The organism is Streptomyces manipurensis (genome assembly GCF_049570255.1).
GTDB classification, from domain to species: domain Bacteria; phylum Actinomycetota; class Actinomycetes; order Streptomycetales; family Streptomycetaceae; genus Streptomyces; species Streptomyces manipurensis.
Genome location: NZ_CP186950.1, coordinates 5,208,579 through 5,233,575, shown reverse-complemented (window position 1 = coordinate 5,233,575; position 24,997 = coordinate 5,208,579). Strand labels below are relative to the sequence as shown.

The window sequence follows — 24,997 nt, the reverse complement described above, 5'->3', positions numbered from 1 at the left end:
GACGGTCAACACGATCACGCCCCGTATCGGCGGGCACCGCGGCCCGCGTGAGCGATGTGGAGATCATCCTCTCCTCCGAGCCTTCCACGGATCGACGGGTGCGGCAACGCGTCGGCGACGAATGCCCAGTTCCGACCGCATGCGGACGTCCGGAGATGTGATGAGTGCATGATCAGCCGATCGCTCACCGCATTCCGAAACCGTCGTAGCCACCGCGCGGTGTCCCCCAGATCTCTGTCACTCCGTCCACCCGGCCGGGCGTGTCGGCCGACCTCAGCCAGTCGAGCAGCCGGTGGCAATTCTCACGTTGACCTTCCGCCACCACCTGTACCCGCCCGTCGTCCAGGTTGAGCGCGAAGCCGACCACACCGCCGATCTCCATCGCGTTCTCCCTGGTGAACCAGCGGAAGCCCACTCCCTGCACACGACCGCGCACCCAGGCGGTCATGCGGACGTCTTCATTCATGCGTGCACGCTAACCGGGCGGCCCGTTTCGGGTCACATCGCCCCCAGGGGCCCATGGCGTACAGTCGCGCACCAATGAACTCACCCATTTGGGTGGGTTAGGGATGATCTTGATCCGGTCAGGAAGGCACGACACCGATGGGACGTCACCGGCTCCCCGCACCGCCGCGCCGCGGCGGCAAGCACGGCACCGCCCTGCGCACCGGCCTGCTGGGCGTCTCCGTGGCCGTGGCCCTCGGCACCGCGGCCGTGACCACCGGCATGGTGCCGGTCGGCGCGTCGTTCCCCTACGTGGGCGTCGACGGAGCGGACACCGCCACCCCCGCCGCCAAGGCGGACCCCTCCGCCGAGCCGGGCACTGCGGCCCAGCAGCAGAACGGCCTGGTCAACCTGTCAGGCCGCAGCGCGACGGCGCCCGGCAGCACCTCTCCCAGCCGGCCCGCCGCCCCGAAGGCACCCGCCTCCCCGTCGGCCCCGTCCTCCCCGGCCGCGTCCCCTTCCCCGTCGGCCCCGGCGGCCCCGGCGGCCCCGTCCGCACCGCCGAGCACCTCCGCCGCGCCCGTCCCCTCCGCCCCTCCGAGCACCCGCCCGGCCGTGCCCGCACCGGCCCCCTCCACCGAGGCGCCGCGGAAGGAGCCGGCGCCGGAGCCCTCGAAGCCCGCCGTGCCCTCCTCCCCCGCGCCCCGGCCCACCGCGACCCCGGAGCCGTCCGCCTCCGCCACGCGGCCCAGCCTGACCGGGCACTCCACCGAGGAGGACGCGGTGGTCACCCTGGTGAACCAGGCGCGCGCCCAGGCCGGGTGCGGCCCGGTCCGCGCCAACCCGCCGCTCGCCTCCCTCGCCGGGGCCTTCAGCAAGGACATGGCCACCCGCGGGTTCTTCGGGCACGACGACCCGGACGGCAACACCCCCTGGGACCGGGCCGCCAAGGCCGGCATAGGGGGCCTGGGCGGTGAGAACATCGCCCGCGGCCAGGGGGACGCCGACGCCGTGATGAAGGCGTGGATGAACAGCCCCGGCCGCAAGGCGAACATCCTGAACTGCGAGTTCCGCACCCTGGGCGTCGGCGTGTACGCCGCCGACGGCGGCCCCTGGTGGACCCAGGACTTCGGGTTCTGATCCGACGGCAGGACACCCGACGGGCGATGCCCGGCACCGGAACGCCCGAAGGGGCCGGGTCGTCGACCCGGCCCCTTCGGGCGTTCCGGTGCGGCGCGGACCGCGCCGCGGACCGATCAGACCGCGGCGGCCGCCAGGGCCGCGCGGCCCGCCACGAGCACGCGGGCGTGCTCGGCCACACGCCGGCCCAGGTGCTCCGCCGTGGCGATGTCGGCCTTGTGGACGGCGTCCGCGCCCTCGTCCGAGTTGGACTGGGCCGCGGCGCCCGCGAAGAACCCGAGGCGGTTGAGGTCGTTCTCGGAGGCCGTGCTGGTGTTCCAGCCCGGCTTCAGGCCCAGGTTGACCCAGCTCATGCCGTGCTGCGCGGCCAGGATCTGGAAGAACTGCAGGGTGTGCAGCTTGTCGCCGCTCTTGGACGCGGAGTTGGTGAAGCCCGCCGCGACCTTGTCCTGCCAGGCGTCGCCGAACCAGCGCTTCGAGGTGGCCTCCGCGAAGACGTGGAAGGCGCCGGAAGCGGTGCCCATGTAGGTCGGCGAACCGAAGACGATCGCGTCGGAGGCGTCGAGCAGCTCCCACTGCGCGTCGTCGATCTCGTCGACCTTGATCAGGTGGACGGTCGCCCCGGCGTCCGCCGCGCCGCTGCGGACCGCCTCGGCGACGACCGCCGTGTGGCCGTAGCCGGAGTGGTAGGCGATCGAGACGACGGGGGTGTGCGTGATACCGGACAAGGCTGATCTCTCCCTCGGCAAAGCGTGCGCCGCAGCACGGGGCGTGGTGCGACAACAAGAAGAGAATCACTAACTTTTCGAAAGCGCAAGCTCCGAGTAAGCGCTGCCTGCGGGTACGCTTGTTCTATGGAGACCCCTGCCTGTACCGAAGCCGAGAGCTGCGAGCTGCCGTTCGACGTGTTCGCCCGCTCCTGCCCGTCCCGGGAGACCCTGGAGCACGTCACCGGCCGCTGGGGAAGCCTCACCGTGGGCGCCCTGCGCGAGGGCCCGGTCCGCTTCAACGAGCTGCGCCGCCGCGTGGAGGGCGTGAGCGAGAAGATGCTGTCGCAGACCCTGCACGCGCTGGAGCGCGACGGCATCGTCCACCGCGAGGCGCAGCCGACCAACCCGCCCCGCGTGGACTACGAACTGACCCCCCTCGGGATCGAGGTCGCCGACCGGCTCCTGGCGCTCATCCACCACCTGGAGGGGAACATGCCGACGGTGCTGTCCGCCCGGGAGTCCTACGACTCGACCCGCGGCGGCCGCTGACAGCGCGGGCAGAAGTAGCTCGACCTGTTCATCCAGGGCCTGCGCCGCATCGGTGTGCCGCAGCGCCGGCAGGGCTCGTCCTCGCGCCCGTAGGCGTCGAGCGAGCGGTCGAAGTAGCCCGACTCCCCGTTCACGTTGACGTAGAGGCTGTCGAAGCTGGTGCCCCCGACGGCCAGGGCCGCGTTCATCACGTCCCGGACGTGGCCGAGGAGTTCCGCGCTCCGCGGGCGCGTGAGGTTGCCGGTGGGGCGCTCGTAGTGCAGCTTCGAGCGCCACAGCGCCTCGTCCGCGTAGATGTTGCCGACCCCGCTGATCAGCGACTGGTCCAGCAGCGCCCGCTTGACGGTGGTCCGCTTCGCGCGCAGCGCCAGGTGGTACGCCGCCTCGTCGAACAAGGGGTCCAGGGGGTCCCGCGCGATGTGCGCGATGACGTCGGGCAGCCCGTCCGCGCTGCCGGCGGCCACCTCGTGCAGGGACAGCCCGCCGAAGGTCCGCTGGTCCACGAAGCGCAGCTCCGTGCCGGTGTCGTCGCCGAAACGCACCCGGATCCGCAGGTGCTTCTCGTCGGGGGCGCCCTCCGGCTGCACGAGCAGCTGACCGCTCATCCCGAGGTGCCCGAGCACGGACAGGTCGCGCCCTTCCAGCGGCAGCCACAGGTACTTGCCGCGCCTCCGCGGCACTCCGATCGTCTCCCCGCGCAGGCGCGCCGCGAAGTCGGCTCCGCCGCCCGGGTGGCGTCGCACGGCCCTGGGGTGGAGGACCTCGACGGCCTCGACGGTCCGCCCGGCGACCCAGCGCTCCAGCCCCCGCCGCACGACTTCGACTTCGGGCAGCTCGGGCACGGGGGACCTCCGGTGGGTACGGTTCTGGGCGCTCCCGCGAGCGTACCGGCCGCCCGGAAACGCCGACGCCCGCCCCTGACGAGCAGGGGCGGGCGTGGAGAACCCGAAGGAAGGGTCAGGCGTCCGGCGTCGGGTCGGCGGGCGTCGCCGCCGCGCCGTCACCGGCCCCGGCCGCAGCCGGAGCGCCGTCCGCGGCGGCAGCCGCCGCGATCCGCTCGTCCGCGGCGGCACGGATACCGCGCCACGCCGACTCCGCGGCCTGCTGTTCCGCTTCCTTCTTGCTGCGGCCGGTGCCGGTGCCGTACGAGACACCACCGACGCGGGCAGCAGCGGTGAAGGTCTTCTCGTGGTCCGGACCGGTCTCGGTGACCAGGTACTCGGGCACGCCGAGCCCTTCGGCCGCCGTGAGCTCCTGGAGACTGGTCTTCCAGTCCAGGCCCGCCCCGAGGTTCGAGGACTTCTCGATGAGCGGGTCGAAGAGCCGGTGGACCAGCTCCGAGGCCGCGTCGAGGCCCTGGTCGAGGTAGACCGCGCCGATGACCGCTTCCAGCGTGTCGGCGAGGATGGAGGCCTTGTCCCGGCCGCCCGTGCCCTCTTCGCCCCGGCCGAGCCGGATGAAGGAGCCGAGTTCGAGGCCGCGCCCGACCTCCGCCAGTGCACGCGAGTTGACCACCGCGGCCCGAAGCTTGGCCAGCTGGCCTTCGGGGAGGTCCGGGTGGGTCGTGTACAGCGTGTCCGTGACCACCAGGCCCAGCACGGAGTCCCCGAGGAACTCCAGCCGTTCGTTGGTGGGCAGACCGCCGTTCTCGTACGCGTACGAGCGGTGGGTCAGTGCACGCACCAGAAGGGCGGACTCGAGTCGGTACCCGAGCCGCCCTTCCAGAAGCGTGTGGGACGAGGCCGCGTTGTTACTGTCTGCCTGCTTCTCAGCGTTGGACAGCTCAGACATTGCGCCTCTCACCAGCCGCTCAGACCTCGAGGACCTGGCGCTTGTTGTAGGTGCCGCAGCTCGGGCACGCGATGTGCTGGAGCTTCGGCTCCTGGCAACGCTCACACGAAACCAGGGTGGGGACCGCAGCCTTCCACTGCGACCGGCGGTGGCGCGTGTTGCTGCGCGACATCTTCCGCTTCGGAACAGCCACGGCTACTTCTCCTGCTTCTCGGCGGCGCTCTGAACGTCGTCAGATGCAGTGCCGCTCATGTTGTCCTTCTCGTCGTCCTGATCGGTCACGACGAGTTCCTGCAAAGCCGCCCAACGGATGTCGACGGCGTCGTGGTGGTGCTCCGGGTCGTCGTTCAGGCTGAGCCCGCAATCGGGGCACAGTCCCAGACAGCCCTCCCGGCACACCGGCTGCATCGGCAGTGCGAGCACCACCGCATCGCGCAGCACGGGTTCGAGGTCGAACAAGCCGTCCTCGAGGAAGAGCATGTCCTCGTCGTCCTCGGCGTCGTCGGCCGGCTCCGCCTTTGCGCGGCCCCGGTCGTCGGCGTCAGGGTACGAGAACATCTCCTGGAAGTCCGCCTTGAGCTCACGCTCGACGGCCTCCAGACACCTTACGCACTCCCCCGCCGCCGATGCACGGACGGTGCCTGTGACAAGCACCCCTTCCATGACCGATTCGAGGCGGAGGTCGAGCTTCAGCGGAGCGCCTTCCGGAACTCCGATGACACCGGCGATACCGAGGTCCGCCGGCGCCGCGATCTCACGGGACAGCCGCTGCATGGCACCAGGACGCCGACCCAGCTCGTGCGTGTCGAACACGAGGGGGTTGCGGTGGTCGAGGCGGGTGTTCAGGGCCGTTCCTGCTTTCACAGATCGCTGAAGATCGAAGAATGCTGCATATGTTCCGCATGTACGGGCAGCACGGATCGCGGTGCATACGCGCGACCGAAGAGCCAGGATACCCGGCGCTTCGCTCTGAGCCCAATCCGGCCCTAGCGGCCCTGCTCGTACTGGCGCAGCTGGTCCAGGTTGATCATGCTCGTGTCGAAGAAGCTGGTCTCGTCGAGCGCAGGCTGCTGGGGCTGCGACGGGTGCTGTTGCTGCTGCTCCTGCGGGTGGGCCTGCTGGTACCCGGCGTACGGGTCGGGCTGCTGCGCATCGTAGTGCGCGGCGTAAGCCGCTCCGGTGGAGCCGGTGCTCGCACCGGAGTACGGGTCCGGCTGCTGCTGGTAGCCGCCGTAGGGGTCCTGGTAGCCGTAGCCGTCCTGGTGCTGGGCCGCGGCGGGCTGCTGGTAGCCGTAGGCGTCGTACGCGGGGCCCGGCTGCGCCGGGACCGGCGCCTGGACGTGCGCCGGGGGCTCCGGCTCCGCGAGGCCCGCCAGGAAGTCCGCGTCGCTCGCCGACCGGGAGGGCTGGCCGGGCCCCGCGTCCTGCGCCGCCATGTGCACCCCCAGGTCGTCGGTGGGGACGCGACCCAGCAGCTTCTGCCGGCCCCGGCCCACGGCCTCCAGGGTCTTGGCCAGGACGGCCTCGAAGGTGGCGAGCTTGGTGTCCACGTACGCGTCGGCCTGCTGCCGCTGCGTCTCCGGGTCGTGGCTGCGCTCGGGTGCGTCCGCGTCCGGGTAGCCGTCCTCGTCCAGGCCCGGGCCGCGGCCCAGCAGCTTCTCGCGGCCGCGGTCCACGGAGCCGATCGTCTTGGTCAGCACGACCTCGAAGTTGGCGAGCTTGCTGTCGACGTAGTCGTCGGCCTCGGCGCGGATCTGCTCGGCCTCCCGCCGGGCCTCCTCCAGGATCCGGTCCGCCTCGCCCTGGGAGCGCCGCACGACCTCGGTGTCGGCGATGAGCGAGCCCCGCTGGTCGTGCGCGGCGCCGATGATCCGCTCGGCCTCGCGGCGGGCCTCCTCGACCAAGTGCTCCCGGTCGCCGATGAGCTCCTGGGCCTGGGCGAGCGAGCCGGGCAGCGCCTGGCGCACCTCGTCGAGCTGGGCGAGGAGCTCGGCGCGGTTGATCACGCAGGAGGCCGACATGGGCATGGACCGGGCGCCGCCGACCGCCGCGACGATCTCGTCGAGCTTCTTCTGCACGTCCATGGGGGCTCGCACTCTCTCGGCCTCAGGACCGGTTCCCGAGACGGACGGGACGACTGTACGGCCACGGGGCGCGGCCCCGACACCGCATGACGGCCCCTCAGGGGGTCAGCGGTTTCCCAGCCGCTCCAGCAGCGCCGCGTGCACGTGCGCGGGCAGCAGGTGGGCGACGTCACCGCCCCACGCCGCGACCTCCTTGACCAGCGAGGAGGACAGGAAGCTGTAGGTGGGGACGGTCGGGACGAACAGCGTCTCCACGCCCGACAGGCCCAGGTTCATCTGGGCCATCTGGAGTTCGTAGTCGAAGTCGCTGACCGCGCGCAGGCCCTTGACGATGGCCGGGATGTCCCGCTGCTTGCAGAAGTCGACGAGCAGCCCGCGGAAGGCCTCCACCTGGACGTTGCCGTAGTCGGCGGTGGCCTCGCGGATCAGCTCGATCCGCTCCTCGACGGTGAAGAGGCCCTTCTTCGACTCGTTGATGCCCACCGCGACGTGCACGACGTCGTAGAGCCTGGAGGCGCGTCCGATGATGTCGAGGTGTCCGTTGTGGATGGGGTCGAAGGACCCCGGACAGACGGCGCGGCGCAACTGAACTCCCTCGTTCATGAGTCTTCGCGGGTGCTGGCGGCGCGGCCGTACCACAGGGTGCCCTCGCCGTACTTGCGCGACCGGAGCGGTTCGAAGCCCTCGGGCCACGGGAAGGCACCGCTCCTGGTGCTGCGCTCCACGGTGACGAGCGCGTCGTCCGTGATCCAGCCATTGGACCGGAGTGTGAGGAGGATCTCCCGCAGGTCGGCGCTGTCCACGGCGTACGGCGGGTCCAGGAAGACGACGTCGTACGGCTCCCCGGCCGCGCGGGCCGCCACGATCTGCTCGGCCCGGCCGACCCGGAACTCGGCGCCGGGCAGGCCCAGCGTCCTGATGTTGTCGCGGATCGCCTTGGCGGCCTTGGTGTCGGCCTCGACGAGCAGGGCGTGGGCCGCGCCGCGGGAGAGGGCCTCCAGGCCGACGGCGCCCGAGCCGCCGTACAGGTCGAGCACCCGGGCCCCCTCGACGCCGTGCAGCGACTCCCAGGTCGAGAACAGGCCCTCGCGCATCCGGTCCGAGGTCGGCCGGGTGCCGGTGCCCGGGGGCACGGCCAGCCGTCGCCCGCCGGCGCTGCCGGCGATCACGCGGGTCATCTGGGGTCCTTCGGTACGGCGTCGGGGAGTGCCGCGGCACTCGCCGCGGCACTCCAACGATAGGTCGTACCGGTCAGCCCTTCTCCAGGTACTGCTCGCGCTCGGTGTCCAGGAGGGCGTCCAGGGCGTTGCGCAGGCCCGGCAGCCCGTCGAGCGACGGGTCCTCGGCGACGACCCGGGTGGCTTCCTCCCTGGCCTCGGCGATGACCTCCTCGTCCTCGATGACGGCGAGCATGCGCAGCGAGGAGCGCACCCCGGACTGGGCCTGGCCCAGCACGTCGCCCTCGCGGCGCTGTTCCAGATCGATCCGGGAGAGCTCGAAGCCGTCGAGGGTCGCGGCGACGGCGGCCAGCCGGGCCCGGGCGGGGCTCGCCTCGTGCATCTCGCTGACCAGCAGGCACAGGCCGGGGGCGGAGCCGCGACCGACGCGGCCGCGCAGCTGGTGGAGTTGGGAGACGCCGAACCGGTCCGCGTCCATGATCACCATGACGGTGGAGTTGGGGACGTTCACGCCGACCTCGATGACCGTGGTGGCGACCAGCACCTTCACCTCGCCGGCGGCGAACCGGCGCATGACGTCGTCCTTGTCGGCGGGGTCCATCCGGCCGTGCAGCACCTCGACGCTCAGCCCGGCCAGCGGTCCGCGGCCGAGCTGTTCGGCGATCTCCAGGACCGCGAGCGGAGGCCGCCGGTCGGCCTCCTCGGCCGCCTGCTTCTTCTTCGGGTCGTCCTCCCCGTCGCCGATGCGCGGGCACACCACGTACGCCTGGTGGCCCTTCTCCACCTCCTCCCGGACCCGCTCCCAGGCGCGGGCAAGGAAGTGCGGCTTGTCCTGGGAGGGGACGACGTGGGTGGCGATGGGCGAGCGGCCCGCGGGCAACTGGTCGAGGACGGAGGTCTCCAGGTCGCCGAAGACGGTCATGGCGACCGTGCGCGGGATCGGGGTGGCGGTCATCACCAGCAGGTGCGGGGGCTGCTTGCCCTTGGAGCGCAGCGCGTCGCGCTGCTCCACGCCGAAGCGGTGCTGTTCGTCGACGACGACGAGCCCGAGGTCGTGGAACTGCACCTTGTCCTCGATCAGGGCGTGCGTCCCGATCACGATCCCGGCCTCGCCGGTGACCAGGTCGAGCAGGGCCTGGCGGCGGGCGGCCGTCCCCATGGAGCCGGTGAGCAGGACCACCTTGGTGCCCTGGTCGGATCCGCCGAGCATGCCGCCCTCGGCGAGCTCGCCCATCATCTCGACGACGGACCGGTGGTGCTGCTGGGCGAGGACCTCGGTGGGGGCGAGCATGGCCGCCTGCCCGCCGGAGTCCACGACGGCCAGCATGGCCCGCAGGGCCACCATCGTCTTCCCGCTTCCCACTTCGCCCTGGAGGAGGCGGTGCATGGGGTGGCTGGTGGCCAGGTCGTCGAAGATCTCCTTCGAGACCTTCTGCTGGCCGTCGGTGAGGGTGAAGGGGAGCTTGGCGTCGAAGGCGTCGAGCAGGCCGCCGGGCGCGGACCGGCGCGGGACGGCCGGGAGCTGGGAGTCCGCGTGGCGGCGGCGGGCCAGGGCGACCTGGAGGACGAAGGCCTCGTCCCACTTCAGGCGCCGGCGGGCGTCCTCGATGTCGGCCTTGGTGGCCGGGCGGTGGATCTTCAGCAGGGCTTCGGTGAGCGGGACCAGGCCGCGGTCCTCGCGCAGGGCCGGCGGCAGCGGGTCCAGTGCCTCGCGGGCGCCGGGCAGGACGGCGTCCACGCACTTGGCGATCTTCCAGGACTCCAGCTTGGCGCAGGCCGGGTAGATCGGGATGAGCTGGTTGGCGAAGGCGGTGGCGGCGTCCCGGTCGGAGGCGTCCGCGCCGAGCGGCTCGTATGCCGGGTGCGCGAGCTGGAGCTTGTTGTTGAAGCGGGAGACCTTGCCGGCGAACATCGCGCGGGTGCCCGGCAGCAGTTCCTTGTGCGGTTTGTGGACTCCCGCGCCGAAGAAGACGAGCTGGAGCCGGCCGCTGCCGTCGGTGATGGTCACCTCCAGGCGTTTGCCCCGGCCGCCGTTGAAGGTCAGGACGCGCGCGTCGGCGACCTGCGCGACGACGGTGACGTGTTCGTCGATCTGGTCGGCGAGCTCGGCGAGCGAGGTCAGTTCACCGCGCTCGGCGTAGCGCCGCGGGTAGTGGTGGAGCAGGTCCAGGGCCGTGTGCAGGCCGAGCTGCTCGGCCAGCACCTTGGCGGTGGCGGGGCCGAGCGTCTTCTTGAGGTCTTCGTCGAGCGCGGGCACGTGTTCCATTGCACACCATGGCTCCGACAAGCCCGCTATTCCACCCCGATGAGGAGCGGTGCCGAGTACCGGCCGCCGCGGTAGGTGACGGTGTCCACGGCGAGGTGTCCGTGCTGCACGTACGCCTCCAGGTGCTCGGCGACGGCGTCGGGGACCTCGGGGCCGAGGACCAGGGTGACGAGTTCGCCGCCGGAGCCGAGCATGCGCTCCAGGACGGCCTCGGCGGTCCCGGCCAGGTCCGCGCCGATCACGGCGACGTCGCCGTCGATGAGGCCGAGCACGTCGCCGGCCTGGCAGATGCCGGCCGAGGTGAAGGACCGGCTCTCGGCGACGGCCAGTTCGCCGTAGCGGGTGGCGCCGGCGGCGGCCGTCATGGCGACCACGTCCTCGTCGAAGCTGCCGTCCGGGTCGTGCACGGCGAGGGCGGCGAGGCCCTGCACCGCGGACCGGGTGGGGATCACGGCCACGCGCACGCCGTCGGCGCGGGCCCGTTCCGCGGCCGCCGCGGCGGCGGCGCGCAGTTCGGCGCCGCCGGGCAGGAGGACCACCTCGCGGGCGTGGGCGCGACGGACGGCGGCGAGCAGTTCGGCGACGTCCGGCACCTCGCCGGGGCGCACGAGCACGGTGGTGGCCCCGGCCTCCCCGCACAGTCCGGCCAGGCCCTCGCCCGGGACGACGGCGACGACGGCCCGCTGGGCGCGTTCGCCCCGGGCCCTGCGGCGTTCGTCCCCGAAGTGCGTGATGCGTATCCGGTACGGCCGCCCCGCCTCGATGCCGGCCTCCACGGCGGCGCCCGGGTCGTCCACGTGGACGTGGACGTTCCAGAGCCCGTCGCCGCCGACCACGACCAGGGAGTCGCCGAGCCCGTCGAGCCGCTCGCGCAGTGCGGCGACGGCCTCCTCCGAGGCCTCCAGCAGGTAGATCACCTCGTACGCGGGCCCGTCCTCCTCCCGCGCGCAGGGGTCCTCGGGATCCGGCGCGGCCACCGCGGCCCGGCCCGCTGCGGGCGGCGCGGCCGGCTCCTGCCCGGACAGCGCCTGCCACAGGGCGCCGAGTACGGCGACCAGCCCGCAGCCTCCGGCGTCGACCACTCCGGCCCGGCCCAGGGCGGCGAGCTGCCCGGGGGTCTCGGCCAGGGCCGCGCGGGCCGCGTCGTAGGCCGCGCCGGCCACGTCGGCCGCGGTGCCCGCGGCCGAGGACGCCGTCCGGGCGGCCCGGGCGGCGGCGCCCGCGACGGTGAGCATGGTGCCCTCGACGGGGTGCGCGACGGCCGCGTAGGCCTCCTCCGCTGCCCGGGTCAGGGCCCGTGCCAGCAGGGCGCCCGTCCCGGCTCCGGTGTCCGTGCCGTCTCCGGGGGCTCGGGAGGCGTCCGGTTCGGTGCCGAGCACGTCGGCCACACCCCGCAGCAGCTGCGCCAGGATGGTGCCGGAGTTGCCGCGGGCTCCGACGAGGGCTCCGTGGGCCCAGGCGCGCACGGCCCGGGACAGGGAGGCGGCGGGGTCCTCGCCGGCCGGGTCCGCGTCCGCCCCGGCGTTCTGCGCGGCGGTGGCGAAGCAGGCGGTGAGGGCGCGGTCGGCCGACTCCGCGGTGAGGTAGAGGTTGGTGCCGGTGTCCGCGTCGGCGACCGGGTAGACGTTGATCGCGTCGATGTCCTCGCGGGCCCGGCCCAGTGCGGCGAGGGCCAGCGAGCTCCAGGTGCGCACCGCTTCGGCGTCGAGCTCGTCGGCGGGCTGCGGCTGCGGCTCGTGCGGCACCGGGCGTTCCTCCTTGTGCGGGCCAGGGTTCACCGCAGGGTAACGAAGGGCTTCCGCGGGGTCGGGCCCGCGGGGCGGGCCGGGCGGCCGCCATGGTAGTTTTCTTGGACGGGCGCAGTCGTTGTATGCTGCTCCGGTTGCCCGATGAGAGTCGGGTCTTCCCCCCGGCAAACCACTTCAGACCTCTGATTCCGGTGCGCCGGATTCACTGTAATTGCATCTGAAGTCTTTGGAGTGACCTGTGGCTGCCAACTGCGACGTTTGCGCCAAGGGGCCGAGCTTCGGCAACAACATCTCCCACTCGCACCGCCGCACCTCGCGTCGCTGGAACCCGAACATCCAGCGCGTCCGTGCCGTGGTCAATGGGACGCCGAAGCGCCTCAACGCCTGCACCTCGTGCATCAAGGCCGGCAAGGTCTCGCGCTGACGCCCGTCGTAGCGCAGCCCCTTCCGGTTGCCAAGAAGGCCGGTTCACCTCTGGTGAACCGGCCTTTTGCCTTGTCCGGGCGGTGTCTGCGGGGTCAGCGCAGCCGCCAGGCGTGATCGACCGGGCCGATGCCGGAGCCGAGTGCGAAGCCGGCCGCGATGCCGCCCGTGACGTACTCCTTGGCGGCCGTGACGGCCGCGGGGACGGCGAGGCCCTGCGCGAGGCCGGCCGCGATCGCGCTGGCGAGGGTGCAGCCGGTGCCGTGGGTGTGCCGGTTGGAGTGGCGGGGTGCGCGCAGCCACTGCTCGTCGGTGCCGTCGGTGAGCAGGTCCACCGCGAGGTCGCCGTGCGCGGCGAGGTGGCCGCCCTTGATCAGCGCCCAGCGGGGCCCGTGTCCGAGGATCGCGTCGGCGGCCCGGCGCATGTCGTCCTCGGTCTCCACGACGACTCCCGTGAGCCGGGTGACCTCGTCCAGGTTGGGCGTGGCCACGGTGGCCCGGGGCAGCAGTTCCGTGCGGACGGCGTCCAGCGCCGAGTCGGCCAGCAGCGCGTCCCCGTGCTTGGAGACGCCGACCGGGTCCACCACGGCGGGCGCGGCGGTGTCGGCGAGCAGTGCGGCCACGGTCTCGACCAGGGCGGCGGAGGACAGCATGCCGGTCTTGACCGCGTCCACCCCGATGTCGTCCACGACGGCCCGGTACTGGGCCGTGACGGCCTCCGCGGGCAGCTCCCAGGCTCCCCGCACGCCCAGCGAGTTCTGGGCGGTCACGGCGGTGACCACGCTCATGCCGTGCACGCCGAACGCCATCATGGTCTTGAGGTCCGCCTGGATGCCCGCGCCGCCGCCGGAGTCGGATCCGGCGACGGTCAGGCAGAGCGGCGGGGCGCCGTTCACAGCGGGCCGCCCTCGGAGGCCGGGTCGTCGCCGAAGTGGTCCCAGCCGCCCGTGCTCGTCCAGGGGGCGCCGTCCACGGTCACCTGGGGCAGGGCGGAGCGGTTGAGCACCTCGCCGATGACCTTCCAGCGGGCGGGCAGCTTCACGTCGGGCGGGAAGGTCGCCACGATCGCGTGGTCCTCTCCCCCGGTGAGCACCCACTGCAGCGGGTCCACGCCGACGGCCTGGCCGATGTCGTGCATCTGGGTCGGGATGTCGACGGCTCCCGAACGCAGGTCGATGCGGACCTTGCTGGCCTCGGCGATGTGGCCGAGGTCGGCGATCAGTCCGTCGCTGACGTCCGTCATGGCGCTGGCGCCGAGTCCTGCGGCCGCGGGACCGGCGTGGTAGGGCGGCTCGGGGCGCCGGTGGGCCTCGACGAAGGCCCGGGGGGAGCGGAAGCCGCGCGAGAGCACGGCGAAACCGGCCGCGGACCAGCCGAGCCAGCCGGTGACGGCGACGACGTCGCCGGGCTGGGCGCCGGAGCGCAGGACGGGCTCGTGGTTGCGCAGGTCCCCGAGGGCGGTGATGGAGACGGTGATGGTGTCCCCCCGTACGACGTCCCCTCCGACCACGGCGGCGCCGGCGACCTGGCACTCGTCGCGGATGCCGTCCATGAGCTCGGTGGGCCAGGTGACCGGGAGTTCGGCGGGCACGACGAGGCCGAGGAGGAGCGCGGTCGGCACCGCGCCCATGGCCGCGATGTCCGCCAGGTTCTGCGCGGCGGCCTTGCGGCCGACGTCGTAGGCCGTGGACCAGTCGCGGCGGAAGTGACGGCCCTCCAGGAGGATGTCGGTGCTCGCCACGACGCGCCGGTCGGGGGCCGACACCACCGCGGCGTCGTCGCCCGGTCCGAGCCGGACCGCCGGGGTGGTGGTGAGCCGTGAGGTGAGCTCCCTGATCAGCCCGAACTCCCCCAGCTCGCCGACAGTGCCCTTCATCGCTGTACCCCTTCTTGCCCAGTCCGCTTGCGGTCGCGAGCCGCGACAGCTCTGGGTACCGTCAACAGATACGTCAACTTCTGCTCTCCGTACGCCCCGCTGTGCGTGGCGCCGGGCCCGCAGGTCTCCCCGTGGCGCACGGCGACGCGGTACCGTGGCGTCTCTTCTTCCCCCGGGAGTCCCACCCGAAGGTTAGGGGAAATGATCCTCGTGGCCGCCCTGGAGGTTCCGTGGTACAGGCGTACATCCTCATCCAGACCGAGGTGGGCAAGGCGTCGTTCGTCGCCGAGTCCATCGGCCAGATCCCGGGGGTGATCCAGGCCGAGGACGTGACGGGCCCGTACGACGTGATCGTGCGCGCCCAGGCCGACACCGTCGACGAGCTCGGCCGCATGGTCGTCGCCAAGGTCCAGCAGGTGGAGGGGATCACCCGCACCCTGACCTGCCCGGTGGTCCATCTGTAGCCCCCGTCTACTCTTGGCCGGTGATGTCCCTCCACCGTCGGCCCCTCCGTGTCCTGGCCCTGCCCGCCGCCCTTGCCCTGTCGGCACTGGCGGCGTGCTCCCCGGGTGGTTCCACGGCCCGGGTCGATCCGCCGCCCGCGCCGCCCGCCGCCGTCGCGAAGCTCTGTGCGGCACTGCACGAGGAGCTCCCGGACACGGTGGCCGGACTGGAGCGGACCGGCACCGATCCGGAGTCGGACCTCACCGCCGCGTGGGGCGGCTCGGCGATCGTACTGCGGTGCGGTATCGCCAAGCCCTCCAAGATGCTGGATCCGAAGCAGGAGGGTGTCCACGTGAACGACGTGGCCTGGCTGCTGGAGAAGCTCGACGACGGCGGATTCCGTTTCACCACCGGTCTGCGGCTGGCGTACACGGAGGTCCGGGTCGACAAGGAGCATGCCACGGACGCGGGGATGCTCGTCGGGCTGTCCACGGCGATCGCCGCGACCGTGCCCGAGGGCGTCTCCTCCTACTGAACCCCACCGGGGTACGGGCACACCGCCGCCCGCCGGCCGCCCCCGTGCGGGGCGGCCGGCGGGCGGTTGCCGTAGGTGGCGCTAGCGCAGCCCCGTGGAGCGGCGCAGGGCGGCCTGGATCAGCCGGTCCACCAGCTCCGGGTACGCGATGCCGGACTTCTCCCACATCAGCGGGTACATCGAGATCGGCGTGAAACCGGGCATCGTGTTGATCTCGTTGATGACGAACTCGCCGTCCTCCGTGAGGAAGAAGTCGGCGCGCACGAGCCCCTCGCAGGACGCGGCCTCGAAGGCCTCGACCGCGAGCCGCTGCACCTCGGCGGTCTGCTCCGGGGTGATCGGGGCGGGCACGATCCCGGAGGCGGAGTCGATGTACTTCGCCTCGAAGTCGTAGAAGTCGTGGCTGGACACCGGCGGGATCTCGGCGGGGACGCTGGCGCGGGGCCCGTCCTCGAACTCCAGGACGCCGCACTCGATCTCGCGGCCGCGCAGCAGCGCCTCCACGATGATCTTCGGGTCGTGGCGGCGGGCCTCCCTGACCGCGGCCTCCAGGCCGGAGGCGTCGTCGACCTTGGTGATGCCGATCGAGGAGCCGGCGCGGGCGGGCTTCACGAAGAGCGGCCAGCCGTGCTCGTCGGCGAAGTCCAGGATCCGGGCAGTGGCGGCGTCCCGGTCGGCCTCCCACTCGCGGGGGCGGATGGTGACGTACGGGCCGACGTTCAGCCCGAAGGACGTGAACACCCGCTTCATGTAGTCCTTGTCCTGCCCGACGGCCGAGGCGAGGACGCCCGAGCCGACGTACGGGATGCCGGAGAGCTCCAGGAGGCCCTGGAGGGTGCCGTCCTCGCCGTAGGGGCCGTGCAGCACGGGGAAGACGACGTCGACCTCGCCCAGGGCCTTCGGGACGGCGCCCGGCTCGGTGTAGACGACCTGGCGGCTGGCCGGGTCGACCGAGAGCACGACGGCGCCGTCCTCGGACTCGGCGAGCTCCTCGACGCTCGGGAGCCTGCGGTCGGCGATGGCCATCCGCGCGGGCTCGTCCGCGGTGAGCGCCCACCGGCCGTCCGTGGTGATGCCGATGGGCAGCACCTCGTACTTCGACCGGTCGATGGAGCGCAGTACGGCGCCCGCGGTGACGACCGAGATGGCGTGTTCCGAGCTGCGGCCGCCGAACACGACGGCCACGCGGGGCTTGCGGCCCTGCTGCTCAGGGGTCTGGGGGAGGTTCTCGCTGCTCATATCGGCATGAGAGTACCCGCTCAAGCGTCCGGATCGGAGTCAGCGACGTTCAGGTTTGGCGCTCCGTCCCATCAGTTCCTTCAGGGCGACGAGGGTGGGCTTGCCGTGGTGGACGATGTCGACCACCGTCTCGGTGATGGGCATGTCCACCCCGTGGCGGCCCGCCAGATCGGCCACCGACTGGCAGGACTTGACCCCCTCGGCGGTCTGCTTGGTGACCGCGATGGTCTCCTCCAGGGTCATCCCGCGGCCGAGGTTGGTGCCGAAGGTGTGGTTCCGGGAGAGCGGCGAGGAGCAGGTGGCGACCAGGTCGCCGAGGCCCGCGAGGCCGGAGAAGGTCAGCGGGTCGGCTCCCATGGCCACGCCCAGGCGGGTGGCCTCGGCCAGGCCGCGGGTGATGAGCGAGCCCTTGGTGTTGTCGCCCAGGCCCATGCCGTCGGCGATGCCGACGGCGAGGCCGATGACGTTCTTGACGGCGCCGCCCAGTTCGCAGCCGATGACGTCGGTGCTCGTGTACGGGCGGAAGTACGCCGTGTGGCAGGCGGCCTGGAGGCGCCGGGCCGCGTCCTCGTCCACGCAGGCGACGACGGAGGCGGCGGGCTGGCGGGCGACGATCTCGGCGGCCAGGTTGGGGCCGGTGACCACGGCGATCCGCTCGGCCGGGACCTTGGTGACCTCCTCGATGACCTCGCTCATCCGCTTGGCGGTGCCCAGTTCGATGCCCTTCATCAGGGAGACGAGCACCGTGTCGGGGGCGAGCAGCGGGGCCCACGCGGCGAGGTTCTCGCGCAGGGTCTGGGAGGGGACGGCGAGGACGGTGAAGTCGGCGTCGGCCGCGGCCTCGGCGGGGTCGGTGGTGGCCCGGACGTTCGCGGGGAGTTCGACGTCGGGGAAGTAGTCCGGGTTGGTCCGGCCGGTGTTGATGGCGTCCACGACCTCGCTGCGGCGGCCCCACAGGGTGACCTCGCAGCCGGCGTCGGCGAGCACCATGGCGAAGGCCGTGCCCCAGGAGCCTGTTCCGAAGACGGTCGCCTTCACGGGACGTGTCACTTCTTGCCCTCCCCCGCGGCCTTGCGCCGCTGTTCCGCCCTGGCGTTGCGATGGTCGTACGGCTGCGCGGGCGCGGTCTCGCCCCGCACCTCCTCCAGCAGCCCGGTGATGGCCGCCATGATGACCGCGGTGGCCTCCTTGAGGACCTCCGGGGTCGGTTCGCGGTCGTAGTAGGCGGAGAGGTCCACGGGCGGTCCGGCGAGCACCTGGAGGGTCTTGCGCGGGAAGAGCCGGACCTTGTTCTCCTTGGCGTAGGGCGGCATCGCCAGGTTGGCGCCCCACTGCGCCACGGGGATGACGGGGGCCCTGGTGATCAGCGCGACCCGGGCGACGCCGGTCTTGCCGGCCATCGGCCACATCTCCGGGTCGCGGGTGAGGGTGCCCTCCGGGTAGAAGGCCACGCATTCGCCCTGCTCGATCGCGTCCACCGCGGCCCGGAACGCGTCCAGGGCGTTGGTGCTCTCGCGGTAGACGGGGATCTGCCCGCTGCCGCGCAGGATCGAGCCGACGAAGGGGACCTTGAAGAGGGCGGCCTTCGCGAGCAGTCGGGGCACGCGGCCGCTGTTGTACTGGAAGTGCGCGTAGGAGAGCGGGTCCAGGTACGAGTTGTGATTGACGGCGGTGATAAAGCCGCCCTCGGTCGGAATGTGCTCCATTCCCCGCCAGTCCCGCTTGAAGAGCACTACCAGCGGCGGTTTTGCGATGACCGCCGCCAGGCGGTACCAGAAGCCGATTCTGCGGCGGGACACTCGGACACCTTCCTCTAGGACCGGTGCGCGGCTGGGGCACCTCGTCGTCGGCCGGACAAGTGTCACCCCGGGCCCGGTCTCTGTCGAGAACACCGTACGCCCCGCCCGGGCCACCGGACTCCCGGGTGGCCCGGGCGAAGGCGACAATGGGCCGACACATGACCGGGCCATGACCCGGCCTTGGTACGGGGAGGGGTCCGGGCGCACCGGACGGAAGGGGGTCGGCCACGGACGCCGTCTGGAACCTGGTGGTCCCGCTGAAGCCCTTGGCGGAGGCCAAGAGCCGGCTGGCGGCGGCGGTGGGGGCCGCGCGCCCGGGGCTCGCCCTGGCCTTCGCCCAGGACACCGTGGCAGGGGCTCTGGCCTGCGCGGCCGTCGCGGATGTGGTGGTGGTCACGGACGACGCCGCGGCCGCGGCGGAACTGGCCGGGCTGGGGGCCCGGGTCGTCCCCGACCTCCCGGGCGCGGGCCTCAACGCGGCGCTGGCGCACGGGGCCCGGGTGGTGCGCTCGGCCCGTCCCGGCGCGGCGGTCGCCGCCATGAACGCCGATCTCCCGGCCCTGCGGCCCTCCGAATTGCAACGCGTGCTCGAAAACGCCGCGGTATTTCCGCGGGCATTTCTGGCCGATGCGGCCGGAATCGGGACGACTCTTCTTTCCGCCGCTCCGGACGTGGAATTGTCACCCGCCTTCGGAGGGCCGTCCCGGACCCGGCATTCGGCTTCGGGAGCGGTGGAAATCGCACTGGCGGACGTCGACAGCGTGCGGCGGGACGTGGACACCGCGGCGGATCTGCGCACGGCCCTCGCCCTCGGGGTGGGGCCCCACACGGCCCGATACAGTGCGGGTATGCAGGCGACCGCGTACACGTACGACTCCCAGACCCGCAGCGGCAGCGTGCTGCTGGACGACGGCACGCCGGTGCCCTTCGAGGCGCCGGCCTTCGACGCGGGCGGCCTGCGCCTGCTGCGGCCGGGGCAACGGGTCCGGATCGAGACCGACGGCCGGGGCGCGGAGCTGCGGATCACCCTGGTGACGCTGCAGACCTTCTGACGCCGTCCGGCGCGGGCGCCCGTTCCGGGGCGCGCGCACGCACCGCGGGCCGGCCTCCCCGTGCGGGGGAAGCCGGCCCGGCGTGTGTGACTCGTGCCCCTACTTCTTGCGGGCGGTGGTCTTCTTCGCGGTGGCCTTGCGGGTCGCCGTCTTCTTGGCCGGCGCCTTCGTCGCGGCGGTGGTCTTCTTGGCCGCCGGCGCGGTCTTCTTCGCGGCCGTGGTGGTCTTCTTCGCCGCGGTCGTGGCCTTCTTGGCCGTGGTGGCCTTCTTGGCGGCGGTGGTGGCCTTCTTGGCCGTGGCGGTGCTCTTGACCGCCGCCTTCTTCGCGGTGGCGGTGGTCTTCTTGGCCGTGGCCTTCTTCGCGACCGCGGTCTTCGCGGCGGCCTTCTTGGCCGTGGTGGCCTTCTTCGCGGCGGCCTTCTTGACCGTGGCGGAGGCGCCGCCGGTGAGGCTGCCCTTCGGGGCCTTCTTCACGGACACCTCGCCGCCCTTGGGCAGCTTCTTGGTGCCGCTGACCAGGTCCTTGAAGCCCTGGCCGGCGCGGAAACGGGGCACCGAGGTCTTCTTGACCCGGACGCGCTCACCCGTCTGCGGGTTACGGGCGTAACGGGCCGGACGGTCGACCTTCTCGAACGAGCCGAAGCCCGTGACCGAGACCCGGTCGCCCGCGACGGTAGCGCGGACGATCGCGTCCAGCACCGCATCGACAGCATCCGCGGCCTGCTGGCGGCCGCCCAGCTTGTCGGCAATCGCTTCTACGAGCTGCGCCTTGTTCACGTCTTCCCCTTCGGAGACATCGCCAGAACGAATGTGTTCAAGCTTATTTCGCACGTTAGGCGGATATATACCGCAAATCAAACACGAAACGGGCTAATCACCCTAGTGCCGCAACGGTGGAGGCCGTTACGGAGTTCCTTCGCATCAGTCGCCTTCAGGGAATCGACCCTCGTCGAGGTCCTTCATCAACCTGTCCAGGCGCCTTGCCGCATCGGCGAGATCGTGCTTCGCCGCGGCCGTGACGACCAACAGCTTCCGGGACAGCGCCATCCTTACGCCCTCCGGGACTTGCAGTGAGCGCACCCTTGTGTGTGCTTCTTTCAACCGGTCCGCGACGAGTTCGTAGAGCTCGAGTTGACTGTCGCGTTCCATGCACAGATTGTGCCATCTGGGGCGAGTTGTCGCCTCACGGGGCCTCAACAAAAGGCTGTGCCCCCCGCCGGAAGGCGGGGGGCACAGTGGTGTCGATGTGATCACCCGGGGGTGAATAAGCGCTGATCAGGCAGGAATCACGCCTGAATCGTGCGCGGCTTGTAGGCCGGGCGGGCACTTTCGTAGGAGGCGATGTCCGCTTCGTTCTGAAGGGTGAGCGAGATGTCGTCCAGGCCTTCCAGCAGACGCCAGCGGGCGTTGTCGTCGAGTTCGAACTCCGCGACGATTCCCTCGGCTCGCACCTGCCGGTCGACCAGGTCGACCGTGATCTCGGCGGTGGGGTCGGCCTCGGTCAGCTGCCACAGCCGGTCGACCGTCTCCTGCGGCAGCACGACGGTCAGCAGGCCGTTCTTCAGCGAGTTCCCGCGGAAGATGTCGGCGAAGCGGGCGGAGATGACCGTCTTGAAGCCGAAGTTCTGCAGGGCCCAGACGGCGTGCTCGCGGGAGGACCCGGTACCGAAGTCGGGGCCGGCGACCAGGACGGTCGCCCCGGCGCGCTCGGGGCGGTTGGTGACGAACTCCGGGTCCTTGCGCCAGGCCTCGAAGAGCCCGTCCTCGAACCCGTCACGGGTGATCTTCTTCAGCCAGTGGGCCGGGATGATCTGGTCGGTGTCGACGTTGCTGCGGCGCAGCGGGACGGCCCGGCCGGTGTGGACGGTGAAGGCTTCCATGGTTCAGACTCCGGCGGTCGCGGTGGCTTCGGACAGGTCGGCGGGCGAGGCCAGATGGCCCAGTACCGCGGTGGCGGCCGCCACCTGCGGGGACACCAGGTGGGTGCGCCCGCCCTTGCCCTGCCGGCCCTCGAAGTTGCGGTTGGAGGTGGACGCGGAACGCTCACCGGGGGCCAGTTGGTCGGGGTTCATGCCCAGGCACATCGAACAGCCCGCGTGCCGCCATTCGGCGCCGGCCTCCTTGAAGACCTTGTCCAGGCCCTCCTCCACGGCCTGCAGGGCGACCCGGACCGAACCGGGGACGACCAGCATCCGTACGCCGTCGGCGACTTTGCGGCCCTCGATGATCCCGGCGACGGCACGCAGGTCCTCGATGCGGCCGTTGGTGCACGAACCTACGAAGACGGTGTCGACCCTGATGTCGCGCAGCGGCTGGCCGGCGGTCAACCCCATGTACTCCAGGGCCTTTTCGGCGGCCAGGCGCTCCGAAGCGTCCTCGTACGAAGCCGGGTCGGGGACGCTGGAGGACAGCGGTGCGCCCTGGCCCGGGTTGGTGCCCCAGGTGACGAACGGGGACAGTGCGGAGCCGTCGATGACGACCTCGGCGTCGAAGACCGCGTCCTCGTCCGTGCGCAGGGTCTTCCAGTAGGCGACGGCCGCGTCCCAGTCCTCGCCCACCGGGGCGTGGTCGCGGCCCTGGAGGTAGTCGAACGTGGTCTGGTCCGGGGCGATCATGCCGGCGCGGGCGCCGGCCTCGATCGACATGTTGCAGATGGTCATGCGGGCTTCCATCGAGAGCTTCTCGACGGCCTCGCCGCGGTACTCCAGCACGTAGCCCTGGCCGCCGCCGGTGCCGATCTTGGCGATGATCGCCAGGATCAGGTCCTTGGCGGTGACCCCTTCGGCCAGCTCGCCCGTGACGGTGATGGCCATGGTCCGCGGGCGGGCCATCGGCAGCGTCTGGGTGGCCAGCACGTGCTCGACCTGGCTGGTGCCGATGCCGAAGGCCAGCGCGCCGAAGGCGCCGTGCGTGGAGGTGTGCGAGTCGCCGCAGACCACGGTGGTGCCCGGCTGGGTCAGTCCCAGCTGCGGTCCCACCACGTGGACGACGCCCTGCTCCACGTCTCCCAGCGAGTGCAGGCGGACACCGAACTCGGCGCAGTTCGCGCGCAGCGTCTCCAGCTGGGCCCGGGAGACCGGGTCCGCGATCGGCTTGTCGATGTCGAGGGTGGGGGTGTTGTGGTCCTCGGTCGCGATGGTGAGGTCGAGGCGGCGGACCTTGCGGCCGGCCTGGCGCAGCCCTTCGAAGGCCTGCGGGCTGGTCACCTCGTGCAGCAGGTGCAGATCGATGAAGAGGAGGTCGGGCTCGCCTTCGGCGCGCCGGACGACATGGTCGTCCCAGACCTTCTCCGCGAGTGTCCTACCCATCGCTTTCCCTCCGGCCGGCCGGTTGTGCCGGCGCTTCATAGAGATCTCGTGCGCCGCATCGCCCGTACCCCACGTCCCGGACGACGGCTCGGACCCAGTGGTTCGTGGACCCGCACATACAGACTCGCTGGTTCTTGGAAAAATTGAACTTGCGTTTCACAGTGTGAGACGCGAATATCGTTTCATGGACAACTCTAGCGGCGTCGGCGTTCTCGACAAGGCAGCTCTGGTACTGAGCGCACTGGAGTCCGGTCCGGCCACCCTCGCCGGGCTGGTCGCGGCGACAGGGCTCGCACGACCCACGGCGCATCGCCTTGCCGTGGCACTGGAACACCACCGGATGGTGGCGAGGGACATGCAGGGCCGGTTCATCCTCGGTCCGCGGCTGGCGGAGCTCGCCGCCGCGGCCGGCGAGGACCGCCTGCTGGCCACGGCGGGACCGGTACTCACCCACCTCCGTGACGTGACGGGAGAGAGCGCGCAGCTCTACCGCCGTCAGGGAGACATGCGCATCTGCGTGGCGGCCGCGGAGCGGCTCTCGGGCCTGCGGGACACCGTCCCGGTGGGCTCGACGCTCCCGATGAAGGCCGGCTCGGCCGCGCAGATCCTGATGGCCTGGGAGGAGCCCGAGCGGCTCCATCGCGGGCTGCAGGGCGCGCGTTTCACGGCGACGGCCCTCTCCGGCGTACGGCGCCGCGGCTGGGCGCAGTCGATCGGCGAGCGGGAGCCCGGCGTGGCCTCCGTTTCGGCGCCGGTGCGCGGCCCGTCGAACCGCGTGGTCGCCTCGGTGTCGGTCTCCGGGCCGATCGAGCGGCTGACCCGCCACCCGGGGCGCATGCACGCCCAGGCCGTCATCGACGCGGCCGCCCGTCTGACGGAGGCCCTGCGCCGCTCCGGCTGACACCCCCACCCTCAGCCCACCCCCGGGGCCCGGGGGCGCGTACGACGCCGCACACGTCCGAACGCGCGCCTCCGGGCCCGCACTTGCACCCGGAGGGCCTGCCGAACACGCCGAAGAGGCCCTCCGCGCTGGACGCGGAGGGCCTCTTCTGAACGTACCCCCGACCGGATTCGAACCGGCGCTACCGCCTTGAGAGGGCGGCGTGCTAGGCCGCTACACAACGGGGGCGAGCCTTACAGCTTGCGCTGCACTGCGCTGGGCTACCAGGACTCGAACCTAGAACAAAGGAACCAGAAACCTTCGTGTTGCCAATTACACCATAGCCCAAAGTGGTCTATACCAGACCAACAGTACCCCCGACCGGATTCGAACCGGCGCTACCGCCTTGAGAGGGCGGCGTGCTAGGCCGCTACACAACGGGGGCCCTAGCGATCCTGCATCAAGACGTACGGGAGCTACCCAGGACACCTCGCGGGAAGGATCTGTACCCCCGACCGGATTCGAACCGGCGCTACCGCCTTGAGAGGGCGGCGTGCTAGGCCGCTACACAACGGGGGCAAAGCACTGCGTTACTGCTGCACTGCGCTGGGGTACCAGGACTCGAACCTAGAATAAGGGAACCAGAAACCCTCGTGTTGCCAATTACACTATACCCCACCGAAAGTCAACCCCTTGGGGGGCTTTTCTTTCGAGTGGCGCCTCCGTCCGGCCTTTCGGCCCGCTCCGGCGGCGCAGAAAGAACATTACCGGATGCCTGACCGTGCTCCAAAACGGGTATCCCGCGCCAGCAGCTCGGGCAGCCGGTCAAGGCCTTCGATCCGGTGCGCCCCCTCGGGACCGGGCCCCCGGCCGCCGTCCCGGTCGATCCAGACGGCGAGCAACCCGGCGTCGCGGGCGCCGCGGGCGTCGATCTCGGGCTGGTCCCCCACGTACGCCACGTCCCCGGGCGGCAGTCCGAGCGCCTCGCAGGCGGCGAGGAACGCCCCCGCCTCGGGCTTGCTGACCCCCAGCTCGACGGCGCAGACCAGCACCTCGAAGCGTTCGCGCAGGCCGAGGTGACGCAGCTTGGGGTCCTGGTTGGCCGTGGAGGAGTTGGAGAGGACCCCGTGGCGGTAGTCGGCCGCGAGGGCGTCGAGCGCCGGCACGACGTCGCGGAAGACGGTCCAGGCGGCCTTGTAGTGCTCGACGTAGCTGTCGAACCAGGCGTCGGTCTCGTCGTCCGTCATGCCGGGTCTTTCGAGGAACTCCCGCACCCGCTCCTGGCGCTGCCCCTGGAAGGTGCCCACGCCCGCCGCGAAGCGGGCCCAGTGGCGGTCGGTGATCTCCCGCCAGCGTGCGAGCGCCTGCGCGGGGGTGCCGTACCGCTCCGCGAGCCGGACGGCCTCCAGCTGCGCCGCGAGGCCCGCCGCGTCGGCCCCCGTGTAGTCGAAGAGGGTGTCGTCGATGTCCCACAGCACGGCGCGGATCGGCATGTGCCCGAGCCTATGCCGAAGCGCTCTCCCGCGGGGGC

At 71.7% G+C, this 24,997-nt stretch carries 27 protein-coding genes, 5 tRNA genes and 1 pseudogene; 7 read left to right on the top strand and 26 right to left on the bottom strand.

Annotated features, from left to right (window positions below; genetic code table 11):
- Positions 1–184: 184 nt before the first annotated feature.
- Complete coding sequence (locus ACPU2J_RS24335) at positions 185–466, bottom strand: acylphosphatase (RefSeq protein ID WP_361604021.1); 282 nt, start codon at positions 464–466, stop codon at positions 185–187.
- A gap of 137 nt (positions 467–603) precedes the next feature.
- Between ACPU2J_RS24335 and ACPU2J_RS24330 the strand changes: the two genes are divergently transcribed.
- Positions 604–1,584, top strand: coding sequence for a CAP domain-containing protein (locus tag ACPU2J_RS24330; protein ID WP_423833977.1), 981 nt, complete (start codon positions 604–606; stop codon positions 1,582–1,584).
- A gap of 116 nt (positions 1,585–1,700) precedes the next feature.
- Here ACPU2J_RS24330 and ACPU2J_RS24325 read toward each other — a convergent pair whose 3' ends face one another.
- The gene (locus ACPU2J_RS24325; protein WP_420079487.1) at positions 1,701–2,312 is read right to left on the bottom strand and encodes a flavodoxin family protein; all 612 of its coding nucleotides are present in this window, start codon (positions 2,310–2,312) and stop codon (positions 1,701–1,703) included.
- Positions 2,313–2,438: 126 nt separating this feature from the next.
- Here ACPU2J_RS24325 and ACPU2J_RS24320 point away from each other — a divergent pair, with 126 nt between their 5' ends.
- The gene (locus ACPU2J_RS24320) at positions 2,439–2,843 is read left to right on the top strand and encodes a winged helix-turn-helix transcriptional regulator (RefSeq protein WP_423833976.1); all 405 of its coding nucleotides are present in this window, start codon (positions 2,439–2,441) and stop codon (positions 2,841–2,843) included.
- Here the strand turns inward: ACPU2J_RS24320 and mutM are convergent.
- The 9 genes from mutM to ACPU2J_RS24275 all read right to left on the bottom strand — a co-directional run bounded on the left by mutM (position 2,816) and on the right by ACPU2J_RS24275 (position 11,907).
- Positions 2,816–3,685 (bottom strand): bifunctional DNA-formamidopyrimidine glycosylase/DNA-(apurinic or apyrimidinic site) lyase, encoded by an 870-nt coding sequence (gene mutM, locus ACPU2J_RS24315; protein ID WP_365496795.1) that lies wholly within the window; start codon positions 3,683–3,685, stop codon positions 2,816–2,818. The two genes, ACPU2J_RS24320 and mutM, sit on opposite strands and share 28 nt — an antisense overlap.
- A gap of 115 nt (positions 3,686–3,800) precedes the next feature.
- Positions 3,801–4,634, bottom strand: a complete 834-nt coding sequence (gene rnc, locus ACPU2J_RS24310) for a ribonuclease III (protein WP_420079488.1) — start codon at positions 4,632–4,634, stop codon at positions 3,801–3,803.
- Between the two features lie 19 nt (positions 4,635–4,653).
- Positions 4,654–4,827, bottom strand: a complete 174-nt coding sequence (gene rpmF / locus ACPU2J_RS24305) for a 50S ribosomal protein L32 (RefSeq protein WP_003965982.1) — start codon at positions 4,825–4,827, stop codon at positions 4,654–4,656.
- 2 nt (positions 4,828–4,829) lie between these two features.
- A complete protein-coding gene (locus tag ACPU2J_RS24300; protein ID WP_423833975.1) occupies positions 4,830–5,498 on the bottom strand; it encodes a YceD family protein in 669 nt (222 codons plus the stop codon).
- Positions 5,499–5,620: 122 nt separating this feature from the next.
- Positions 5,621–6,718 carry an ATP synthase F0 subunit B gene (locus ACPU2J_RS24295; protein WP_420079489.1) on the bottom strand — a complete coding sequence of 366 codons (1,098 nt, stop codon included), beginning with the start codon at positions 6,716–6,718 and terminating at the stop codon, positions 5,621–5,623.
- 105 nt (positions 6,719–6,823) lie between these two features.
- A complete protein-coding gene (gene coaD / locus ACPU2J_RS24290) occupies positions 6,824–7,303 on the bottom strand; it encodes a pantetheine-phosphate adenylyltransferase (RefSeq protein WP_361604096.1) in 480 nt (159 codons plus the stop codon).
- Positions 7,304–7,317: 14 nt separating this feature from the next.
- Positions 7,318–7,896 carry a 16S rRNA (guanine(966)-N(2))-methyltransferase RsmD gene (gene rsmD / locus ACPU2J_RS24285; protein WP_423833974.1) on the bottom strand — a complete coding sequence of 193 codons (579 nt, stop codon included), beginning with the start codon at positions 7,894–7,896 and terminating at the stop codon, positions 7,318–7,320.
- Positions 7,897–7,969: 73 nt separating this feature from the next.
- The gene (gene recG, locus ACPU2J_RS24280) at positions 7,970–10,162 is read right to left on the bottom strand and encodes an ATP-dependent DNA helicase RecG (RefSeq protein ID WP_389068780.1); all 2,193 of its coding nucleotides are present in this window, start codon (positions 10,160–10,162) and stop codon (positions 7,970–7,972) included.
- Between the two features lie 26 nt (positions 10,163–10,188).
- The gene (locus tag ACPU2J_RS24275) at positions 10,189–11,907 is read right to left on the bottom strand and encodes a DAK2 domain-containing protein (RefSeq protein ID WP_423833973.1); all 1,719 of its coding nucleotides are present in this window, start codon (positions 11,905–11,907) and stop codon (positions 10,189–10,191) included.
- Between the two features lie 241 nt (positions 11,908–12,148).
- On the opposite strand from ACPU2J_RS24275, the gene rpmB reads away from it, so the two are divergent.
- Positions 12,149–12,334 (top strand): 50S ribosomal protein L28, encoded by a 186-nt coding sequence (gene rpmB, locus ACPU2J_RS24270; protein WP_007266795.1) that lies wholly within the window; start codon positions 12,149–12,151, stop codon positions 12,332–12,334.
- Positions 12,335–12,428: 94 nt separating this feature from the next.
- Here rpmB and thiD read toward each other — a convergent pair whose 3' ends face one another.
- Positions 12,429–13,229 carry a bifunctional hydroxymethylpyrimidine kinase/phosphomethylpyrimidine kinase gene (gene thiD, locus ACPU2J_RS24265; RefSeq protein ID WP_361604051.1) on the bottom strand — a complete coding sequence of 267 codons (801 nt, stop codon included), beginning with the start codon at positions 13,227–13,229 and terminating at the stop codon, positions 12,429–12,431.
- Positions 13,226–14,209, bottom strand: a complete 984-nt coding sequence (locus ACPU2J_RS24260; RefSeq protein ID WP_361604054.1) for a thiamine-phosphate kinase — start codon at positions 14,207–14,209, stop codon at positions 13,226–13,228. Before ACPU2J_RS24260 ends, thiD begins: the two co-directional genes overlap by 4 nt.
- Before the next feature lie 230 nt (positions 14,210–14,439).
- Here ACPU2J_RS24260 and ACPU2J_RS24255 point away from each other — a divergent pair, with 230 nt between their 5' ends.
- Both ACPU2J_RS24255 and ACPU2J_RS24250 read left to right on the top strand, forming a co-directional pair.
- The gene (locus tag ACPU2J_RS24255) at positions 14,440–14,673 is read left to right on the top strand and encodes an Lrp/AsnC family transcriptional regulator (protein ID WP_030028650.1); all 234 of its coding nucleotides are present in this window, start codon (positions 14,440–14,442) and stop codon (positions 14,671–14,673) included.
- Positions 14,674–14,696: 23 nt separating this feature from the next.
- Positions 14,697–15,188: a DUF3515 family protein gene (locus tag ACPU2J_RS24250; protein WP_420079492.1), complete on the top strand. Its 492-nt coding sequence runs from the start codon at positions 14,697–14,699 to the stop codon at positions 15,186–15,188.
- 81 nt (positions 15,189–15,269) lie between these two features.
- On the opposite strand, the gene ACPU2J_RS24245 is transcribed toward ACPU2J_RS24250, so the two are convergent.
- From ACPU2J_RS24245 to ACPU2J_RS24235, 3 genes are read right to left on the bottom strand one after another with little or no spacing between them, the layout of a single operon-like run.
- Entirely contained in the window at positions 15,270–16,427 is a 1,158-nt protein-coding gene (locus ACPU2J_RS24245) for a D-alanine--D-alanine ligase family protein (protein WP_361604060.1), read from the bottom strand.
- Between the two features lie 39 nt (positions 16,428–16,466).
- The gene (locus ACPU2J_RS24240; RefSeq protein WP_423833972.1) at positions 16,467–17,477 is read right to left on the bottom strand and encodes an NAD(P)H-dependent glycerol-3-phosphate dehydrogenase; all 1,011 of its coding nucleotides are present in this window, start codon (positions 17,475–17,477) and stop codon (positions 16,467–16,469) included.
- Complete coding sequence (locus tag ACPU2J_RS24235; RefSeq protein ID WP_420079494.1) at positions 17,474–18,226, bottom strand: lysophospholipid acyltransferase family protein; 753 nt, start codon at positions 18,224–18,226, stop codon at positions 17,474–17,476. The genes ACPU2J_RS24240 and ACPU2J_RS24235 overlap by 4 nt, the downstream gene beginning before the upstream one ends.
- 245 nt (positions 18,227–18,471) lie before the next feature.
- On the opposite strand from ACPU2J_RS24235, the pseudogene cofC reads away from it, so the two are divergent.
- Positions 18,472–19,074: pseudogene (gene cofC, locus ACPU2J_RS24230) on the top strand (2-phospho-L-lactate guanylyltransferase); the annotation flags it as partial.
- 303 nt (positions 19,075–19,377) lie between these two features.
- Here the strand turns inward: cofC and ACPU2J_RS24225 are convergent.
- The 4 genes from ACPU2J_RS24225 to leuC all read right to left on the bottom strand — a co-directional run bounded on the left by ACPU2J_RS24225 (position 19,378) and on the right by leuC (position 22,586).
- Positions 19,378–20,055: an HU family DNA-binding protein gene (locus tag ACPU2J_RS24225; RefSeq protein WP_423833971.1), complete on the bottom strand. Its 678-nt coding sequence runs from the start codon at positions 20,053–20,055 to the stop codon at positions 19,378–19,380.
- Between the two features lie 144 nt (positions 20,056–20,199).
- Complete coding sequence (locus ACPU2J_RS24220) at positions 20,200–20,427, bottom strand: hypothetical protein (protein ID WP_030009267.1); 228 nt, start codon at positions 20,425–20,427, stop codon at positions 20,200–20,202.
- Between the two features lie 137 nt (positions 20,428–20,564).
- Positions 20,565–21,158 carry a 3-isopropylmalate dehydratase small subunit gene (leuD, locus tag ACPU2J_RS24215; RefSeq protein WP_361604072.1) on the bottom strand — a complete coding sequence of 198 codons (594 nt, stop codon included), beginning with the start codon at positions 21,156–21,158 and terminating at the stop codon, positions 20,565–20,567.
- 3 nt (positions 21,159–21,161) lie between these two features.
- Entirely contained in the window at positions 21,162–22,586 is a 1,425-nt protein-coding gene (gene leuC, locus ACPU2J_RS24210) for a 3-isopropylmalate dehydratase large subunit (protein ID WP_420079496.1), read from the bottom strand.
- A 184-nt stretch (positions 22,587–22,770) separates the two neighbouring features.
- On the opposite strand from leuC, the gene ndgR reads away from it, so the two are divergent.
- Positions 22,771–23,487 (top strand): IclR family transcriptional regulator NdgR, encoded by a 717-nt coding sequence (gene ndgR / locus ACPU2J_RS24205; RefSeq protein ID WP_007266782.1) that lies wholly within the window; start codon positions 22,771–22,773, stop codon positions 23,485–23,487.
- A gap of 155 nt (positions 23,488–23,642) precedes the next feature.
- Here the strand turns inward: ndgR and ACPU2J_RS24200 are convergent.
- The 6 genes from ACPU2J_RS24200 to ACPU2J_RS24175 form a co-directional block, all read right to left on the bottom strand.
- Positions 23,643–23,715, bottom strand: a tRNA-Glu gene (locus ACPU2J_RS24200).
- A 27-nt stretch (positions 23,716–23,742) separates the two neighbouring features.
- Positions 23,743–23,814, bottom strand: a tRNA-Gln gene (locus ACPU2J_RS24195).
- A gap of 24 nt (positions 23,815–23,838) precedes the next feature.
- A tRNA-Glu gene (locus ACPU2J_RS24190) sits at positions 23,839–23,911 on the bottom strand.
- 61 nt (positions 23,912–23,972) lie between these two features.
- Positions 23,973–24,045: transfer RNA gene (locus tag ACPU2J_RS24185), tRNA-Glu, on the bottom strand.
- A gap of 27 nt (positions 24,046–24,072) precedes the next feature.
- Positions 24,073–24,144: transfer RNA gene (locus ACPU2J_RS24180), tRNA-Gln, on the bottom strand.
- A gap of 86 nt (positions 24,145–24,230) precedes the next feature.
- Positions 24,231–24,959, bottom strand: coding sequence for an HAD family hydrolase (locus ACPU2J_RS24175; RefSeq protein WP_423833970.1), 729 nt, complete (start codon positions 24,957–24,959; stop codon positions 24,231–24,233).
- Positions 24,960–24,997: the final 38 nt, after the last annotated feature.

What these genes read in the sequence shown, in the direction of transcription:
- leuC (WP_420079496.1), bottom strand. Translation starts at nt 22,586, where the DNA reads ATGGGTAGGACACTCGCGGAGAAGGTCTGGGACGACCATGTCGTCCGG.
- ACPU2J_RS24220 (WP_030009267.1), bottom strand. Translation starts at nt 20,427, where the DNA reads ATGGAACGCGACAGTCAACTCGAGCTCTACGAACTCGTCGCGGACCGG.
- ACPU2J_RS24335 (WP_361604021.1), bottom strand. Translation starts at nt 466, where the DNA reads ATGAATGAAGACGTCCGCATGACCGCCTGGGTGCGCGGTCGTGTGCAG.
- ACPU2J_RS24250 (WP_420079492.1), top strand. Translation starts at nt 14,697, where the DNA reads ATGTCCCTCCACCGTCGGCCCCTCCGTGTCCTGGCCCTGCCCGCCGCC.
- ACPU2J_RS24295 (WP_420079489.1), bottom strand. Translation starts at nt 6,718, where the DNA reads ATGGACGTGCAGAAGAAGCTCGACGAGATCGTCGCGGCGGTCGGCGGC.
- ACPU2J_RS24320 (WP_423833976.1), top strand. Translation starts at nt 2,439, where the DNA reads ATGGAGACCCCTGCCTGTACCGAAGCCGAGAGCTGCGAGCTGCCGTTC.
- ACPU2J_RS24260 (WP_361604054.1), bottom strand. Translation starts at nt 14,209, where the DNA reads ATGAAGGGCACTGTCGGCGAGCTGGGGGAGTTCGGGCTGATCAGGGAG.
- ndgR (WP_007266782.1), top strand. Translation starts at nt 22,771, where the DNA reads ATGGACAACTCTAGCGGCGTCGGCGTTCTCGACAAGGCAGCTCTGGTA.
- ACPU2J_RS24245 (WP_361604060.1), bottom strand. Translation starts at nt 16,427, where the DNA reads ATGAGCAGCGAGAACCTCCCCCAGACCCCTGAGCAGCAGGGCCGCAAG.
- recG (WP_389068780.1), bottom strand. Translation starts at nt 10,162, where the DNA reads ATGGAACACGTGCCCGCGCTCGACGAAGACCTCAAGAAGACGCTCGGC.
- rsmD (WP_423833974.1), bottom strand. Translation starts at nt 7,896, where the DNA reads ATGACCCGCGTGATCGCCGGCAGCGCCGGCGGGCGACGGCTGGCCGTG.
- ACPU2J_RS24330 (WP_423833977.1), top strand. Translation starts at nt 604, where the DNA reads ATGGGACGTCACCGGCTCCCCGCACCGCCGCGCCGCGGCGGCAAGCAC.
- rnc (WP_420079488.1), bottom strand. Translation starts at nt 4,634, where the DNA reads ATGTCTGAGCTGTCCAACGCTGAGAAGCAGGCAGACAGTAACAACGCG.
- ACPU2J_RS24175 (WP_423833970.1), bottom strand. Translation starts at nt 24,959, where the DNA reads ATGCCGATCCGCGCCGTGCTGTGGGACATCGACGACACCCTCTTCGAC.
- leuD (WP_361604072.1), bottom strand. Translation starts at nt 21,158, where the DNA reads ATGGAAGCCTTCACCGTCCACACCGGCCGGGCCGTCCCGCTGCGCCGC.